Origin of the sequence: Azonexus sp. IMCC34842, assembly GCF_050368855.1 — a bacterium.
GTDB lineage: Bacteria > Pseudomonadota > Gammaproteobacteria > Burkholderiales > Rhodocyclaceae > Azonexus > Azonexus denitrificans_A.
Genome location: NZ_CP178449.1, coordinates 789,251 through 806,652, shown reverse-complemented (window position 1 = coordinate 806,652; position 17,402 = coordinate 789,251). Strand labels below are relative to the sequence as shown.

General features: G+C 63.2%; 14 protein-coding genes. 12 read left to right on the top strand and 2 right to left on the bottom strand.

Annotation, left to right across the window (positions count from 1 at the left end; all coding sequences use genetic code 11):
* Positions 1 to 40 precede the first annotated feature (40 nt).
* The gene (locus ACLIKD_RS03745) at positions 41 to 526 is read left to right on the top strand and encodes a hypothetical protein (RefSeq protein ID WP_428827220.1); all 486 of its coding nucleotides are present in this window, start codon (positions 41 to 43) and stop codon (positions 524 to 526) included.
* Between the two features lie 61 nt (positions 527 to 587).
* Here the strand turns inward: ACLIKD_RS03745 and ACLIKD_RS03740 are convergent, their stop codons facing one another.
* Complete coding sequence (locus tag ACLIKD_RS03740; RefSeq protein WP_428827219.1) at positions 588 to 1,847, bottom strand: NYN domain-containing protein; 1,260 nt, start codon at positions 1,845 to 1,847, stop codon at positions 588 to 590.
* Positions 1,848 to 1,957: 110 nt separating this feature from the next.
* On the opposite strand from ACLIKD_RS03740, the gene ACLIKD_RS03735 reads away from it, so the two are divergent.
* From ACLIKD_RS03735 to ACLIKD_RS03685, 11 genes are all read left to right on the top strand, one after another.
* The gene (locus tag ACLIKD_RS03735) at positions 1,958 to 3,076 is read left to right on the top strand and encodes a rhomboid family intramembrane serine protease (RefSeq protein WP_428827218.1); all 1,119 of its coding nucleotides are present in this window, start codon (positions 1,958 to 1,960) and stop codon (positions 3,074 to 3,076) included.
* Positions 3,077 to 3,240: 164 nt separating this feature from the next.
* Positions 3,241 to 3,669, top strand: a complete 429-nt coding sequence (locus ACLIKD_RS03730) for a c-type cytochrome (RefSeq protein WP_226418923.1) — start codon at positions 3,241 to 3,243, stop codon at positions 3,667 to 3,669.
* Positions 3,670 to 3,688: 19 nt separating this feature from the next.
* Entirely contained in the window at positions 3,689 to 5,065 is a 1,377-nt protein-coding gene (locus ACLIKD_RS03725) for a cbb3-type cytochrome c oxidase subunit I (protein ID WP_428827217.1), read from the top strand.
* Positions 5,066 to 5,456: 391 nt separating this feature from the next.
* Entirely contained in the window at positions 5,457 to 5,993 is a 537-nt protein-coding gene (locus ACLIKD_RS03720) for a DVUA0089 family protein (protein ID WP_428827216.1), read from the top strand.
* 184 nt (positions 5,994 to 6,177) lie between these two features.
* Positions 6,178 to 6,768 carry a cytochrome c oxidase subunit 3 family protein gene (locus ACLIKD_RS03715; RefSeq protein ID WP_428827215.1) on the top strand — a complete coding sequence of 197 codons (591 nt, stop codon included), beginning with the start codon at positions 6,178 to 6,180 and terminating at the stop codon, positions 6,766 to 6,768.
* On the top strand, positions 6,768 to 7,034 hold the full coding sequence (locus ACLIKD_RS03710) for a cytochrome C oxidase subunit IV family protein (protein ID WP_428827214.1): 267 nt from the start codon (positions 6,768 to 6,770) through the stop codon (positions 7,032 to 7,034). The genes ACLIKD_RS03715 and ACLIKD_RS03710 overlap by 1 nt, the downstream gene beginning before the upstream one ends.
* Positions 7,031 to 7,813, top strand: a complete 783-nt coding sequence (locus ACLIKD_RS03705) for a CbbQ/NirQ/NorQ/GpvN family protein (RefSeq protein WP_428827213.1) — start codon at positions 7,031 to 7,033, stop codon at positions 7,811 to 7,813. The genes ACLIKD_RS03710 and ACLIKD_RS03705 overlap by 4 nt, the downstream gene beginning before the upstream one ends.
* A complete protein-coding gene (locus ACLIKD_RS03700) occupies positions 7,794 to 8,189 on the top strand; it encodes a hypothetical protein (RefSeq protein WP_428827212.1) in 396 nt (131 codons plus the stop codon). The genes ACLIKD_RS03705 and ACLIKD_RS03700 overlap by 20 nt, the downstream gene beginning before the upstream one ends.
* Positions 8,186 to 9,157, top strand: a complete 972-nt coding sequence (locus ACLIKD_RS03695; protein ID WP_428827211.1) for a 4Fe-4S binding protein — start codon at positions 8,186 to 8,188, stop codon at positions 9,155 to 9,157. The genes ACLIKD_RS03700 and ACLIKD_RS03695 overlap by 4 nt, the downstream gene beginning before the upstream one ends.
* A gap of 2 nt (positions 9,158 to 9,159) precedes the next feature.
* Positions 9,160 to 10,998, top strand: coding sequence for a nitric oxide reductase activation protein NorD (locus tag ACLIKD_RS03690; protein WP_428827210.1), 1,839 nt, complete (start codon positions 9,160 to 9,162; stop codon positions 10,996 to 10,998).
* A gap of 71 nt (positions 10,999 to 11,069) precedes the next feature.
* Positions 11,070 to 11,762 (top strand): Crp/Fnr family transcriptional regulator, encoded by a 693-nt coding sequence (locus tag ACLIKD_RS03685; RefSeq protein WP_226418914.1) that lies wholly within the window; start codon positions 11,070 to 11,072, stop codon positions 11,760 to 11,762.
* Between the two features lie 67 nt (positions 11,763 to 11,829).
* Here ACLIKD_RS03685 and ACLIKD_RS03680 read toward each other — a convergent pair whose 3' ends face one another.
* Complete coding sequence (locus ACLIKD_RS03680; RefSeq protein WP_428827209.1) at positions 11,830 to 17,355, bottom strand: retention module-containing protein; 5,526 nt, start codon at positions 17,353 to 17,355, stop codon at positions 11,830 to 11,832.
* Between the last annotated feature and the right edge of the window lie 47 nt (positions 17,356 to 17,402).

Here is a 17,402-nt window from a genome sequence, read left to right as displayed (position 1 = left end):
CAATGGCTCACAAAAAATTGACAAATAATGGAGACAAATGATGGGCGTCGTATTCGCCAAAACCCCCAAGGGTCAGGATGAAATCATCAGTAAAGCGGGCGGACTGACGCCACGCGTTCGTCGCGTGCTGATTTTCGTCGATGGCAAGCGGACCGTCGATGAAATGCGCGGCATGTTGCAGGCCGACGATCTGCAGCACACTCTGGGCATGCTCGAGGAGGCCGGTTACATCGCTCTGGCCAATGCCGCTTCAAGCCAGCCGCTGCCCTCGATCACCGCTTTCGGCGAATTGCCGACAACGCACGATCCGGTTCGCCTGCAACAGGCGCGTAATTTCATGATGAACACGGTGAACGCCTTTGTCGGCGCGCTCGGTGCCAGTTCCCTGCTTGATCGCATCGAGAAAGCCGACAGTCACCCCAGCCTGCGCGACCTGTACGACGAGTGGTATCACGCCATCGTGATGTCGCGCGATGGCAAGCGCGAAGCCGAAGCCTTGCGCAGCAAGCTGCTCAACGTCATTTAAGCCGCAGCTCCGCTGCGTTCAGGGCGAAACAAGCTGCGCCCTGAACGCCTCGCTCACTCGCTCACTCGCTGCTGGCTTTCGGCTTGCGGCTGCGCGGCTTGCGCGCTTTCGGCGCCTCGGCCGCCTGCACGGCCTCAACCACCACGGCCGGCGGGGTGCTTTCCGTCTCCTGACGCGGCCGGCGACCACCGCGCCGACGCGGACTGGCTGCTACCGGCTCATCGACTGATGGGGCCGGCGTTTCGACAACGACCGCCGGCGCCACTTCGACTGGCGCCGCTTCAGGCTGCACCGCCACCGCCGGCTCCTTGCGCGGCCGGCGACCGCGCCGGCGCGAGGCCTGGCCGGCCACCGCCGGCTCGTCGACAGCGCTTTCGGCCTTGGCCGATTTTGCCTGGTCGACCGCAGCCGGCGCGATGTCCGCTGACGGGGCGACAGGCTCAGTCACGGCTTCTGTCACACCGCTGGCCAGCTCCGCTTCCGGCGCAGCGGGACGCGCTTGCACCCGCGTCACGTAAGCACCGGATTTATCGTCACGCCCGAAGCCGAGCAGACCGCGATTGGCCGCTTCTTCCAGCAGGTTGCCAAAACTGCGGAAGCCGTAATAGTTTTCGTTGAACCCGGGGTTGCGGCGCTTGATGACTTCCTTCAGCACCGAGGCCCAGATCCGTTCGGTTTCGCCGCGATCGGCGATCAGGTCGGCGAAGGTGGCGGTGGCCAGTTCGATGGCCTTGGCCTTGCGCGCTTCGAGCTTTTCGCGGCGGCCCTTTTCCTCTTCCGGCGAACGGCGCGGCGCCGGCTCGCGATTTTCACGGCGGCCGGCATGGTTGCGTTCGCCCTCGCGGTCGCGCACCAGATCGTCGTAGTAGATGAATTCGTCGCAGTTGGCGATCAGCAGATCGGAACACGACTGCTTGACGCCGACGCCGATCACCCGCTTGGCGTTCTCGCGCAGCTTGGAGACCAATGGCGAAAAATCCGAATCGCCGCTGATGATGACGAAAGTATCGACATGCGACTTGGTGTAGCAAAGATCCAGCGCATCGACGACGAGACGGATGTCGGCCGAATTCTTGCCGGACTGGCGGACATGCGGAATTTCGATCAGTTCGAAATTCGCTTCATGCATCGCCGCCTTGAAAGTCTTGTAGCGATCCCAGTCGCAATACGCCTTTTTCACCACGATGCTGCCTTTGGCGAGCAGCCGCTCAAGCACCGGCTTGATGTCGAACTTCTCGTACTGGGCATCGCGCACGCCAAGGGCGACGTTCTCGAAATCACAAAAAAGCGCCATGCTGGCGGTATCGTTGGGGGCGGCCATGGAATTTAGTCAGTTATCAGGAAAGGCCGAGTATACCTGCCTGCCGGATGCCGATGCACCGTAATGCCGAGAGGCCGGTATCATGGCGGCTCACCGAACCGATCGCCCCGATGCCCGACTCACCTCCTCCGCCACCCCGCCTGTACGATCTGCTGCTGGCAAGAACCACCCGACTTCCCGTTACGCTGCTGCTGATCGCGACCAATGCGCTGATTTTCGGACTGATGCTCAATGCCGGCGCCGGGCTTTGGCATTCGAACAATGGCGTGCAACTGGCCTGGGGGGCCAATTTCGGACCGGCCACGCAGGACGGCCAGTGGTGGCGGCTGGGCAGCGCGCTGTTCCTGCATTTCGGCCTGATCCACATCGTTATGAACCTGTGGGCGCTGTGGGATGGCGGACAGCTGGTCGAACGCATCTACGGCCACCTGCGCTTTGCCGTCATCTATTTCGTCAGTGGCCTGAGCGGCAACCTGCTGTCGCTGGTCATCCAGGGTAACGATGCCGTTTCCGGCGGTGCCTCCGGCGCCATTTTCGGGATTTACGGGGCCTTGCTGATCTACGTCTGGCGCGAACGCAAGCTGCTCGATCCGCATGAGTTTCGCTGGCTGTTCTGGGCCGGCGCCGCCTTTACCTGCGTCAGCATCGGGCTGGGTCTGATCGTTCCGGGCATCGACAACAGCGCGCACATTGGCGGCCTGCTCGCCGGCGTCCTGCTCGGCACGCTGCTCGGCCGACCGGTGCTGGGCGACAGCCCCTGGCCGCGGTGGCTGCGTGGTGCCGCCGGCTTGTCGTGGGCGGCCGCGATCGCTGGCCTGCTGACCCACATCCCGCCACCAAGCTATCGGTGGAGCGAGGAAATCGCCGCCCGCCAGGAAATCCGCGAATTCCTCGAACGGGAAACGCGGATCCAGGCCAGCTGGCAGGACATCATCCGGCAGGACCGGCTGAATGCCGAGTCCATTCAGGAACTAGCGAAACGCATCGAATTCGAGATTACCGAACCGTACGGCGAGAGCCTCGAGCAATTCTCCCAATTGACCCTTGACGAATCCGCCCCGTCGGCCGAGCAGCTCGAGTCGCTACGGGCTTATAGCGAAAAACGCCGCGACGTTTCGCAAGCCCTGGTCGATCAACTGCGGGCGAGAAGCCAGTTCGGCCCCACCCTGCCGAATCGGCGCAGCCTACCACCGGCTGCGCCAGCCAGCCCGGGCGCCGCCGAGCAGTAGGTAAATCCGGCCAACCGGCAGCCATTCTCCGGGCAAAATTCAAGCTGCCAGTGCTTGCCGTCTATTTCAACTGCATTCTGCTTTTTTAGCCGACATCAAAGCCCCCCGCCGGCGTCGCCGCCTAACATCGGCCCGCCAAACAATTTCCGAAAGGGGGAATAAACATGAGCGGCGCGTTCACCAAATCGATGGCGCGGAACATTTTTTACGGGGGGACGGTTTTCTTCTTCCTGTTGTTCCTGGCGTTGTCATTCGACACTCACTCGCAACTTCCCAAACGCGACATGCGGCAGAACATCACGCCGCAGATCGCCGAGGGCAAGAAGCTGTGGGAAGTAAATAACTGCATCGGCTGTCACACCCTGATGGGTGAAGGGGCCTACTTCGCACCGGAACTGGGCAATGTCATCGTCCGTTACGGCGACGAAGGCGTCAAAGCGTTCATCCAGAGTCGCCCGAAAGAAGGCATCCCGGGTCGCCGCAGCATGCCGCAGTTCAACTTCACCGACGAGCAATTGAATGCCATCGTGGCCTTCCTGAAGCACGTCAATTCGATCAACGATGCCAACTGGCCGCCCAACGACCAAGGCTGATCGAGAGGAGAAACTGAACATGCAATTCAAATCGCAAGCGGTTGCAAAACCCTACTTCATCGCGGCAATCGGCCTTTTCGTCGGCCAGATCCTGTTCGGCCTGGTTCTTGGCCTGCAGTATGTGATCGGCGACTTCCTGTTCCCCGCCATTCCCTTCAACGTGGCCCGCATGGTCCACACCAACCTGCTCATCGTGTGGCTGCTGTTCGGCTTCATGGGTGGCGCGTACTACATGATCCCGGAAGAATCCGAGACCGAACTGTTCAGCCCGAAACTGGCGCTGCTGATGTTCTGGATCTTCCTGGTCGCCGGCGCGCTGACCATTGTCGGTTACCTGACCGTACCGTACGCGACGCTGGCTGAAATGACCGGCAACAACCTGCTCGAAACGATGGGCCGCGAGTTCCTCGAACAGCCGTTGCCGACCAAACTCGGTATCGTCGTCGTCGCCCTGGTCTTCCTGTTCAACATCACCATGACGGTGCTGAAGGGCAAGAAAACCTCGATCTCGATCGTGCTGCTGCTCGGCCTGTGGGGACTGGCCGTCTTCTTCCTGTTCTCCTTCTACAACCCGGTGAACGTCGTTCTCGACAAGTTCTTCTGGTGGTGGACGGTGCACCTCTGGGTGGAAGGCGTCTGGGAACTGATCCTCGGTTCGTTCCTGGCCTTCGTGCTGATCAAGACCACCGGCGTCGACCGGGAAGTCATCGAAAAGTGGCTGTACGTGATTGTCACCATGACGCTGATCACCGGCATCATCGGTACCGGTCACCACTACTACTGGATCGGCACGCCGGAATACTGGCAGTGGTGGGGTTCCATCTTCTCCGCTCTGGAACCGATTCCGTTCTTCGCCATGACCGTGTTTGCCTTCAACATGGTGAACCGTCGCCGCCGCGAGCATCCGAACAAGGTTGCCGTATTGTGGGCGCTGGGCACCGGCGTGATGTCCTTCCTCGGCGCTGGCGTGTGGGGCTTCCTGCACACCCTGGCTCCGGTGAACTACTACACGCACGGCACGCAGATCACTGCCGCTCACGGTCACATGGCGTTCTATGGCGCCTACGTGATGGTGGTGCTGATGATGATCTCCTACGCCATGCCCATCCTGCGCGGCCGTGCTGCCAACAGCAACAAGTCGCAAGTGCTGGAAATGTGGGCGTTCTGGTTGATGACCATCGCGATGACTTTCATCACGCTGTTCCTGACCGCTGCCGGCATCCTGCAAGTCTGGCTGCAACGCGCTTCCGACAGCCCGCTGCCATTCATGGTGGCGCAGGACAAGATCGCGATCTTCTACTGGTTGCGTGAAGGAACCGGCGTCATCTTCCTGATCGGCCTGCTGCTCTATGTCTCCAGTTTCTTTGTGGGTGGAGACAAGAAGGAAGCCGTTTAAGACTGATTCCTCCTCAAGTAGCATTTATGGCGCGGGTTGCGAAACCCGCGCTTTTTTTATGGTCGTTCCCCGCCTAGCCCGGCCAACGGCCAGCCCAATCCGCTGTCGGATTTCTTTACAGTCAAAAGCGGTTATTAGTCACATTTATGTAACCTGCCGTGAATCTATTCACGCTTGCTTTTTCCTCTCCGTGAAATAAATCACGTTTTTTTATTCGGCAACAGCCACTACTGTCGTCTATTTTTACAATAATGCGACCCTGCTTCCAATCACCCCACAGCTAATGCCGATTTAATTATTTTATAAATACAATGCCTTGTTTTTAAACAAAATAAATAAACTGGCACGTACATTGCTTTTACTCCGAAAACAATTTCTTTGGGAGTAAAAAATGAAAAAATCTCTATCCATTATCAGCTTGGCCCTGGGCATGCTCGGTAGCCAGTCGGCCACCGCACTGCCTTACACCGAAGTCGGCGATGCAGGTTATTCGCTGGCCACCGCGCAATTGCTGCCCGGTGCCACAACATCCATTTCCGGCACGCTGGATACCGTCGATATCTACCGTTTCTCCTGGGGCGGCGGCCTGTTCTCGGCGTCAACCAGCAGCAACTTCGACCCGATGCTTTATGTCTTCAATCTGGCCGGCAACACCCTGGCATTCAACGACGATTATTATTCGCTCCAGTCCTACGTATCGGTGTCCCTGGCCCAGGGCGACTATCTGCTGGCGATCGATCACTACTCCTACAACTACGGTGGCAACCTTGGCGGATTTGCCAATGCCGGCAGCAGCATTGGCGGGCAGTCCTACACCATCAACATCGGGCAGCCGACCGTTTCGTCGACTGTTCCCGAGCCGGCCTCCCTGGCCCTGGCTGGTCTCGCCCTGGCTGGACTGGCCTTCAGCCGGCGCAAAAGCCGCTAATCATTGGCGCCTCCGCAAACCCCGCCTCGGCGGGGTTTTTTATTGTCTGATGCTTTCCCGACGCTCTCGGCAAGCGTTTCGCACAGCGGGCGCCTTGGCTGTTCGACCAGACATGCCGAGTTCTCCGGTCGTTACTTAGGACACATCAAGTTATCGCCAGGCAACGCTCGCTATGATCTGCCGCATGACTGCAATCACCCTGCCTGTAACCGCGAGTCCGGACAAACGCCTGCCGGGCGATCTGGCCATCTGGTTCTTCATCCTGGCCGAGATGCTGGCGTTTGCCGTGTTCTTCGCGTCCTACGCTTTCGCCCGCGCCCACGACGTCGAGCTGTTCAATACCTACCAGCGGACGCTGGATCGCAATGCCGGGGCGCTCAATACGCTGCTCCTGATCACCGGCTCGTGGTTCGTCGTGCTCGCCGTCCAGGCGGCGCATCGCGACGATCGGCCGGCGATCAGCCGCAATATCCTGCTCGGCTTTCTCTGTGGCGGCGGCTTCCTGACCGTCAAAGTCTTCGAATATGCGGAAAAGTTCGGCGCCGGCATTTCGCTGTCGACCAATACCTTCTACATGTTCTACATCTCGCTGACCTTCTTCCACTTCATGCACGTCATCCTCGGCATGGTGATTCTCACCGTGCTCTGGGTGCAGTCGCGCAACGGCGCCTACGGCAGCCATAACGCGCATGGCCTGGAAAGCGGCGCGGCCTACTGGCACATGGTCGATCTGCTGTGGATCATCCTTTTCCCGCTCGTTTATGTGATGCGCTGATGAATGCCCTGAAAAACCCCGCCCACCGCGCCTGGCTGGTGCTCATCGTCGCCACCGGCGTCACCTGGTATCTCGGTGAAGTCGGCGCCGCCGGCACCTCGGCCATCGTCGCCATGCTGGTCATCGCCTTCATCAAGGGCCGGCTGGTCATTCTCGATTTCATGGAGTTGCGCAGTGCGCCGCTGATGTGGCGCCTGCTGCTCGAAGGCTGGCTGATTCTCGTCTCCAGCCTGATTCTGCTGGCTTACTGGATGTCTCTCAAATGAACGATCTGCCCTTCTACGAACCTTCCGGCAACGAAATCGCGCTGTTCGAGCACGCCTTCCAACAGCGCCTGCCCCTGCTCATCAAAGGCCCGACCGGCTGCGGCAAGACGCGTTTCGTCTCGCACATGGCAGCCCGCCTGAAACTGCCGCTGTATACCGTGGCCTGCCACGACGATCTGACCGCCGCCGATCTGGTCGGCCGCCACCTGATTTCCGACAAAGGCACCTACTGGTGCGACGGCCCGCTGACCCGTGCCGTCCGCGAAGGCGGCATCTGCTACCTCGACGAAGTGGTCGAGGCACGCAAGGACACCACCGTCGTGCTGCATCCGCTGGCCGACGACCGGCGCATCCTGCCCATCGACCGGACCGGCGAAACGCTGGAAGCACCGGCCAATTTCATGCTGGTCGTCTCCTACAACCCCGGTTACCAGAATCTGATGAAGGGCCTGAAACCCTCGACCCGCCAGCGCTTCGTCTCGATGCGCTTCGATTTCCCGGGCGCCGAGCGCGAACGTTCCATCCTGATCGGCGAAACCGGCTGCGATGCCGATCTCGCCACCCGCCTGGTCGGCATCGCCAAATCCTTCCGCGCCCTCAAGGATCGCGATCTCGAGGAAGTCGCCAGTACCCGCCTGCTGGTCTATGCCGCGACATTGATCAAATCCGGCTTCGATGTCTCCGCCGCCTGCCGCGCCGCCTTGGTCGAAAGCCTGACCGACGACGAGGAAACGGTCGAGGCGTTGATGGAAATCGTCAATGCCACTTTCGGCCGATAAACCGGCGGCCGATGGCCAGACCCTGGCCATCCTCGCCGAAGCGCTCTACCTGGCCAACCTGCTGGTCGCGCCGGGCATCGCCTTCGGCGTGCTGTGGTGGCTGTGGCACAAGAACAAGGACAGCGCCCCGCCGCTCGCCCGACAACATCTCAAGCAAACCACTTTCGTCAGCCTGTACGGCGGCATCCTGATCGTCGCGCTGACCGCCATCTTCCTGGCCGTCGGCGGGCTCGACTGGGAATGGACCTGGGTCGTGGTCATCCTCTATTTCACCTGCTTCCATTCGACCCTGGTCATGTTCGGCATGTTCGGGCTGGCCAAGGCAATGGCCGGGCAAGTCTGGCGCTTCCCGCTGATCGGTCCATCCCTCAAGTGAGCAAACCGGCCCTGCAGCGCTACCGTGTGCTGGCGCAAATCGACTTCTTTGCGCTCTTCACGCTGACGCCGATTTTCGACCTTTTCCGTTACGACCTGACCGAGAAGCACGCCTACTTCCTGACCATGCCCTGGCACCTCGGCATCGACGACCTGATCGCCGGCCGGGTCGACGCCGGGGCAGCGGCGCTCAACCTCGTCCTGTATCTGTTCCTGCCGATCCTCGGCACCTTGGCGCTGATCGTCGGGGTCGCCTGGAAATGGGGCCGGCTGTACTGCGGCTGGCTGTGCCCGCATTTTTCGGTAGTCGAAACGATCAACCGGCTGATGCTCGCCGCCACCGGCAAGCATTCGGTCTGGGACCGCAACAAGACGCCGCCCTGGGAGCCGGACGGCAGCCCGGCCCGGCGCGACAAACGCTATTGGCTGCTGGTCGTCCCGGCGGCCATCGGCTTCGCCTTCGCCTGGGCGGTCGTCGGGCTGACTTACCTGATGCCGCCGTTTCAGGTTTATGGCGGCCTGATCACCGGCACGCTGTACCGCGGCGAAGTGATTTTCCTCAGCGCCGCGACGACGGTACTGAGCCTCGAATTCCTTTTCGCCCGCCATCTGTTCTGCCGCTACGCCTGCGCCATCGGCATCTTCCAAAGCTTTGCCTGGATGGGCAACAAGCAGGCGATGGTCGTCGGTTTCGAACGCGAACGGCTGACCGATTGTGCCTCCTGTCTCGACGGCAAGGGGTCGGCCTGCGACGCGGTCTGCCCGATGCGGCTGAAGCCGCGCAACGTCAAGCGCTGGATGTTTGCCTGCACGCAATGCGGCCAGTGCCTTTCGGCCTGCGGCACGGTCAACAAGGGCAACCCGAACGGCGCCTTGCTGCATTGGGTGAAGAACGACGAAGCGCGGCGCAATGAGGCGCGTTTTTCGGTTCTATCAAATACCGACGAAGACGCTGGCGGGAAAATATAGGCATGGAAGAATTTGTCGGAAAAGTCTGGCACAACTGGGTCACCCGTACCGCCGCCGGGCACTACCCGGAAGCAGCCGTCAAACTGGCCGAAGTCGAAAAGACCGTCGGCATCCTGTTTCGTGCCTTCGGTGGCGACCCCGGCCTGAAGGTCGCGGCGGCGACGGCCGAAACGCACGGCGCCCGGCGGCGTTGGCTGCAGCGGCTGGCCGGCACCGGCGAGAAACAGGCGCTGGCCCGACGCGATGCCGAAACCCTGCGCCTGCCGCCGGAAATCACCGCCTTTCCCGACAAGACGCTGAATCGCGATCTTTATCTGTGGCTGGCCGCCCTCGCCGCCAGCGACGTCGCTCCCGAGCAGCCGTGGTTCATCCGCAACCAGCGCGCCAGCCAGGCCGCGCTGACCAACTACCCGGGACTGGCCGCCCGCTATAGCCGACTGGTCGCCGCCCACCTGGCCGCCCGCATCGCCCCAGCCGAACTGCAAGCCGACGAAGCGGCCCAGGAATCGGCAATCCGCCAGGCCCTGCTCGAACCGGCCTCGGTCGACGGCCTGCCGCCGCTGAATTCCCGCCAGTCCAGACCACCGCAGCCGGTACTGCTCTGGCTGATCGCCGCCGAGGCGCCTGCCACCGGCCAGGTTGCCGACCCTGGCGAGCATCTGCCGCCGGAAGGCAGCAGCAGTTCCGAGCCGGGTAAAGATGCCCACAAGGCTGAACAGGTCGAGACGCCGGACAACAAGGCGCCGATGCTCGCCAGTTTCCGCGCCGAAAGCCTGCCGACCTGGGCCGAGTACGTGCGGGTCAACCGGGCCTACGACGACGACGAAGATCCGAACGCCCGCAATGTCGCCAACGATCTCGACAAGCTGTCGCTGACCCGCGACGGCCAGACCGCCGTTTCCCGCGTCAAGTTCGACCTCGACCTGCCCTCCGCTGCCGAGGATGACACGCCGATCGGCCCCGGTATCGCGCTGCCGGAATGGGATTACCGCAAGGCCCTGCTGCTGCCGAAACACTGCCATCTGCAGCCGATGATCGCCCATGATGCCGGGCGGGCCGCCTTGCCGCCCGAACTAGCGGCCACCGCTAGGAAGCTGCGCGGCCAGTTCGCCGCCCTTGCGCCACAACGGCGCTGGCTGAAAGCGCAGCCGGACGGCGCCGAACTCGACGTCGATGCCTGCGTCCGCAACCACGCCGATCGCCACTCCGGCCATACGCCGGAAACCGGCGGCTATCTCGCCCAGGCCCGCTGCGAGCGCGATCTGGCCTGCCTGCTGCTGGCCGACCTGTCGATGTCCACCGATGCCTGGATTTCCGACACGCACCGCATCGTCGATGTCATCCGCGATTCGCTGCTGCTCTTTTCCGAGGCGATGACCGCCACCGGCGACCGCTTCGGCATCTACGGCTTTTCGTCGCTGCGCCGGCAGAACATCCGCTTTCATCTGCTCAAGGATTTCAACGGCCGTTACGACGACGCCGCCCGCGCCCGCATCCTGGCCATCAAGCCCGGCTTCTACACCCGGATGGGTGCCGCGCTGCGTCAGGCAGCCAGCATCCTCTACGAACAGCAGGCCGGCCGCCGGTTGCTGCTGATCATTACCGACGGCAAGCCGAACGATCTCGACCTCTATGATTCGCGCTACGGCATCGAAGACACCCGGATGGCCGTCTATGAGGCCCGGCGCATAGGACTGACGCCGTTCTGCGTGACCATCGACCGCGAGGCCGGGACCTACCTGCCCTACCTGTTCGGCCCGGCCGGTTTTTGCGTCATCCGCAAGCCGGAGGAACTACCGCGCCGCCTGCCCCTGCTCTACGCCCAATTGACTAGGGATTAGTCCCTACGTCGTATTGCTGCTGAACTAGCCCGATGCCACCATCGGCCGGTCACTTTGAGGCAGCAAACTACATGCAGGCTAATCACCCGATCAATATCGAGGCCCTTTTAACCCACGTTCCACTGTTCAACGGCCTGGCTGCCGAAGAAATCGCCCGCATCGCCCGCTCGACCCGGGAAAGCCACGCCAGCAAGGGCGACATCCTGTTTCACAAGGGTGATCCCTGCAATGGCTTCCATCTGCTGGTCTATGGCCAGGTCAAGCTGGCCTTCACCTCGTCGCAAGGCACCGAAAAAGTCGTTGAAATCCTGACCCAGGGCCAAAGTTTCGGCGAAGCGCTGATGTTCCTGGAAAAACCCTACATCGTCTTTGCTCAGGCACTGACCGACTCGCTGCTGCTGCATGTCTCGAAAGCGGCGGTCTTCGAGGAATTGCAGCGCGACCACAACCTGTGCCGCAAGATGCTGGCCGGCATGGCAATGCGTCTGCACGAACTGATGAGCGATGTCGAATCCTATTCGCTGCACTCCGGTAAACAGCGCATCATCGGCTACCTGCTGCGCGAACTGCCGGATGAGGACCTCAAGGGTACCAATGTCGCGATCACCCTGCCGACCAACAAGGGGGTCATCGCCTCCCGTCTCAACCTGACCCAGGAACATTTTTCGCGCATCCTGCACGAACTGACCGAACTCGGGCTGATCGTCGTCGAGGGACGGAAAATCCACATTCCCTGCGTTGCCAATCTGCGCAAGCACGAGTAGAGCGAGGCACGGCACGCAGCAAAAAGGGGCGGAAAACCGCCCCTTTTTCATGCTTTGGCGCGGTCCATCAGTCGGTCAGCAGCTTGCCCTTGGTCAGCAGGTCCTGAATGATCGCCACATCGTTGAGCGTACCGCTCGACGTCAGATCGACGTTGGACAGCACGATCTGCTGCGTAACGCCACCGGCCGCCCCGGTCGGGCGGACATCGATCACCGTATCGAGGCCCGACTTCGAGAAGTTCAGATAGTTGTCGAGCGTCGCCGCATCGGTCGCACTCGGCAGCAGATCGCGTAGATCGAGCACATCGCCGCCGGCCGCTTGCGCCGCCGGAGAGAAATCGGTAATCGTATCGCGGGCCGGAATGGTCACTGTTCCCTGATCGGCCAACGACCAGGCAAAGGTATCCGAACCCAGGCCACCGGTCAGCGCATCGCTGCCAGATCCCCCGATCAGCCGGTCGTCGCCAGTGCCGCCGATCAGCATGTCATTGCCAGCCAACCCGGACAGCACATCGTTACCGTCGCCACCGGCCAGGACATTGTGATTGGCGTTGCCGACCAGACTATCCGCCGCTGCCGTACCGACGACTGAATCGCTGTCATTGACCACGGACAGCAGCTTGCTGACCGTGCCGTTGGTGGCATTGGTGGCGCTTACCGTGACCATGAAAGAGCCGCTGCCGTAGCCACTGAGCGCCACTTCGGCGGCATTCCATCCGGAAATATCGACCGTGCCGGAGGCATCGACCAAAGCGGAATGGGCGCCGGAAGAAACCACCGTGCCACTCACCAGACCGGACAAAACAGTACTGACCGCATCATGGACGTCCAGGGCGAAACGAATCGTCTGACCATCATTGGCAATCACGTTGCTTTGATTGCCCATCAATTCAGTCTCGTAGATCGCCTGGATCTGGCTGGCCGTCAGCGTCTGGTCGTAGATTCGAACGTCTTCCAGACTGCCGTTGAGGAAGCGGTGCGCCGCCCCGCCGTCATCCGCGGTAACGCCCAGCCCAAGGAAATTGTTCGGTACGATAACGCCGGGATTGAACGTACCAGCGGCTTCTTGCACGCCATCGACAAAGATCAAGGTCGCCCCGGTCGCAAAATCATGCGTGACGACAACCTGGTGCCACACGCCATCATTGATTGCTTTCGTGCTCATCACCCCGGTATCGTCGCGCATGCCAAGACCAATCTGGCCGGCGGCGTTGATTGAGCCCCACTGGATGTCGGCAATCCCGCCGTTGTTTTCCGTGCCGATGACCGATGGCGAATCCCAACCAATATTGCTACCCACCTGGGTCGTCTTGATCCAGAACGATAGGCTGGCTTCCTTCGATGCGGCATGCCCGGCGAGCGCTTCCGTCGCACTCGGCGCGAGCGCCAGCCAACCGCCATCCCGTTGTGCCGAAGCCCCACCAACGCCATGAAACTCGAGGGCAGTCGAGCCGTTTCGTCCCGTCGTCCAGGTCGGAGAAAGATCGGCAGCCGGATTCAAGCCCGCCTTGTTGTTGTCGGTAATCGTACCGACCTGATCGGCAACTGGATTGTGGTTTGTGGTCGTCGCACCAGTCCCTTCATTAAATTGCCAGTAATCCACCCAACTGGCGGAAAGGGTTGGCTGCGGCGCGGCGGTGTCGATACCGACCGTGTCGCTGCCTGCCGTGCCCGGGTTGCCGAGCGCGTTGCTGTAGCTGCCGGCGCCAACCGAGACGCTGCCCACGCCGGTGTAGCCGGGGTCCGCCGTGAAGGTGGCGGTGAACACTTTCGGGTCGGCCGTGGCGGTCAGGCCGCTGACCGTGCCGCCGCTGGCGACGATGTCGATGGCCGTGAAGCCGAAGGGCACTTCGCTGAAGGTGAAGGTGACGGTGGAGACGTGGTCGGCGACGTTGAGGACGGGATCGACGATGTCTACCACGACGCTCGGGCTGCCGGTGGCGACGCTGTAGCCTTCGGTGTCGACGCCGGTGGCGCTGTTGCCGCCGGCGTCGGTGGTCGTCACGCTGGCCTCGATGGTGCGGTCCGGATCGGCGGCCAGGGCACTGCCCGGGACGTCGATGCTGAAGGTGTGGCCGGTCAGCACCGGGCCGGTGTAGGCCGTGCCGTTGATCGTCAGGGTGACGGTGTCGCCGACCTGGACGTCGCCGCCGACCGTGCCGGTGATGGCGATGGTCTGGCCGGCTTCGGCGGCGTTGATGATGTCGTCGGCCGTGATGTTCGGGTCGAGCGTGATGCTGGCGACCGGCGCGGCGGTGTCGATGCCGACCGTGTCGCTGCCTGCCGTGCCCGGGTTGCCGAGCGCGTTGCTGTAGCTGCCGGCGCCAACCGAGACGCTGCCCACGCCGGTGTAGCCGGGGTCGGCGGTGAAGGTGGCGGTGAACACTTTCGGGTCGGCCGTGGCAGTCAGGCCGCTGACCGTGCCGCCGGTGGCGCTGATGTCGACCGCCGTGAAGCCGACCGGGGCTTCGCTGAAGGTGAAGGTGACGGTGGAGACGTTGTCGGCAACGTTGAGCGCGGTGTCGACGATGTTCACCACGACGCTCGGGCTGCCGGTGGCGACGCTGTAGCCTTCGGTGTCTACGCCGGTGGCGCTGTTGCCGCCGGCATCGGTGGTCGTCACGCTGGCCTCGATGGTGCGGTCCGGATCGGCGGCCAGGGCGCTGCCCGGGACGTCGATGCTGAAGGTGTGGCCGGTCAGCACCGGGCCGGTGTAGGCCGTGCCGTTGATCGTCAGGGTGACGGTGTCGCCGACCTGGACGTCGCCGCCGACCGTGCCGGTGATGGCGATGGTCTGGCCGGCTTCGGCGGCGTTGATGATGTCGTCGGCCGTGATGTTCGGGTCGAGCGTGATGCTGGCGACCGGCGCGGCGGTGTCGATGCCGACCGTGTCGCTGCCTGCCGTGCCCGGGTTGCCGAGCGCGTTGCTGTAGCTGCCGGCGCCAACCGAGACGCTGCCCACGCCGGTGTAGCCGGGGTCGGCGGTGAAGGTGGCGGTGAACACTTTCGGGTCGGCCGTGGCGGTCAGGCCGCTGACCGTGCCGCCGCTGGCGCTGATGTCGACCGCCGTGAAGCCGAAGGGCACTTCGCTGAAGGTGAAGGTGACGGTGGAGACGTGGTCGGCGACGTTGAGGACGGGATCGACGATGTCTACCACGACGCTCGGGCTGCCGGTGGCGACGCTGTAGCCTTCGGTGTCGACGCCGGTGGCGCTGTTGCCGCCGGCGTCGGTGGTCGTCACGCTGGCCTCGATGGTGCGGTCCGGATCGGCGGCCAGGGCACTGCCCGGGACGTCGATGCTGAAGGTGTGGCCGGTCAGCACCGGGCCGGTGTAGGCCGTGCCGTTGATCGTCAGGGTGACGGTGTCGCCGACCTGGACGTCGCCGCCGACCGTGCCGGTGATGGCGATGGTCTGGCCGGCTTCGGCGGCGTTGATGATGTCGTCGGCCGTGATGTTCGGGTCGAGCGTGATGCTGGCGACCGGCGCGGCGGTGTCGATGCCGACCGTGTCGCTGCCTGCCGTGCCCGGGTTGCCGAGCGCGTTGCTGTAGCTGCCGGCGCCAACCGAGACGCTGCCCACGCCGGTGTAGCCGGGGTCGGCGGTGAAGGTGGCGGTGAACACTTTCGGGTCGGCCGTGGCGGTCAGGCCGCTGACCGTGCCGCCGCTGGCGCTGATGTCGACCGCCGTGAAGCCGAAGGGCACTTCGCTGAAGGTGAAGGTGACGGTGGAGACGTGGTCGGCGACGTTGAGGACGGGATCGACGATGTCCACCACGACGCTCGGGCTGCCGGTGGCGACGCTGTAGCCTTCGGTGTCGACGCCGGTGGCGCTGTTGCCGCCGGCGTCGGTGGTCGTCACGCTGGCCTCGATGGTGCGGTCCGGATCGGCGGCCAGGGCACTGCCCGGGACGTCGATGCTGAAGGTGTGGCCGGTCAGCACCGGGCCGGTGTAGGCCGTGCCGTTGATCGTCAGGGTGACGGTGTCGCCGACCTGGACGTCGCCGCCGACCGTGCCGGTGATGGCGATGGTCTGGCCGGCTTCGGCGGCGTTGATGATGTCGTCGGCCGTGATGTTCGGGTCGAGCGTGATGCTGGCGACCGGCGCGGCGGTGTCGATGCCGACCGTGTCGCTGCCTGCCGTGCCCGGGTTGCCGAGCGCGTTGCTGTAGCTGCCGGCGCCAACCGAGACGCTGCCCACGCCGGTGTAGCCGGGGTCGGCGGTGAAGGTGGCGGTGAACACTTTCGGGTCGGCCGTGGCGGTCAGGCCGCTGACCGTGCCGCCGCTGGCGACGATGTCGATGGCCGTGAAGCCGAAGGGCACTTCGCTGAAGGTGAAGGTGACGGTGGAGACGTGGTCGGCGACGTTGAGGACGGGATCGACGATGTCCACCACGACGCTCGGGCTGCCGGTGGCGACGCTGTAGCCTTCGGTGTCGACGCCGGTGGCGCTGTTGCCGCCGGCGTCGGTGGTCGTCACGCTGGCCTCGATGGTGCGGTCCGGATCGGCGGCCAGGGCACTGCCCGGGACGTCGATGCTGAAGGTGTGGCCGGTCAGCACCGGGCCGGTGTAGGCCGTGCCGTTGATCGTCAGGGTGACGGTGTCGCCGACCTGGACGTCGCCGCCGACCGTGCCGGTGATGGCGATGGTCTGGCCGGCTTCGGCGGCGTTGATGATGTCGTCGGCCGTGATGTTCGGGTCGAGCGTGATGCTGGCGACCGGCGCGGCGGTGTCGATGCCGACCGTGTCGCTGCCTGCCGTGCCCGGGTTGCCGAGCGCGTTGCTGTAGCTGCCGGCGCCAACCGAGACGCTGCCCACGCCGGTGTAGCCGGGGTCGGCGGTGAAGGTGGCGGTGAACACTTTCGGGTCGGCCGTGGCAGTCAGGCCGCTGACCGTGCCGCCGGTGGCGCTGATGTCGACCGCCGTGAAGCCGACCGGGGCTTCGCTGAAGGTGAAGGTGACGGTGGAGACGTTGTCGGCAACGTTGAGCGCGGTGTCGACGATGTTCACCACGACGCTCGGGGTTCCAGGAGTTCCAGGAGTTCCAGGAGTTCCAGGGGTGCCAGGGGTGCCAGGGGTACCGGCCACATCAACGGTTCCCCCTGTCGGAACCAATGCGCCACCATCGAAAGTCTCGACGGTACGGCTCTGCGGCGTGCCAAACTGGAAGGCCAGCGGATCGACCGTTTCGACAATGCGCAGGAATTCGACGAACGAATGTCCTTCGTTGCCGCCCGGGCCAGCCACCCCGGCTGCCGGATCTTCCAGCAAGGCATCGAGATCGCCGCCGGTGGTCAGGGCCTTGGCAATTTTCTCGAAGCCTTTTTGATCGTTGACCACGGCGCTATCGAAAGCATCCGGTTTTTCCAGCGCCACGACTTCGGCGTCGAGGCTGACCGTTTCGCCCGGCGCGACGATCATCTGGCGGCCATCGGCCAGCAACAGCGTTACTTCGCCACCATCCGCCGCGACCACCGCTTCGCCTTCGCGTATCGCATCCCCCGCTTTGAGGCGCCGCATCTTGCCATCCTGGTCGCGGGCGAATGCCGCACCGGAAATGGAAGCGACGGTGGCAACGATTTGGGCTTGAGCCATGGTGATACTCCGGACACTGTTAGCGATTCGGCCAGTGTACGGAGCCT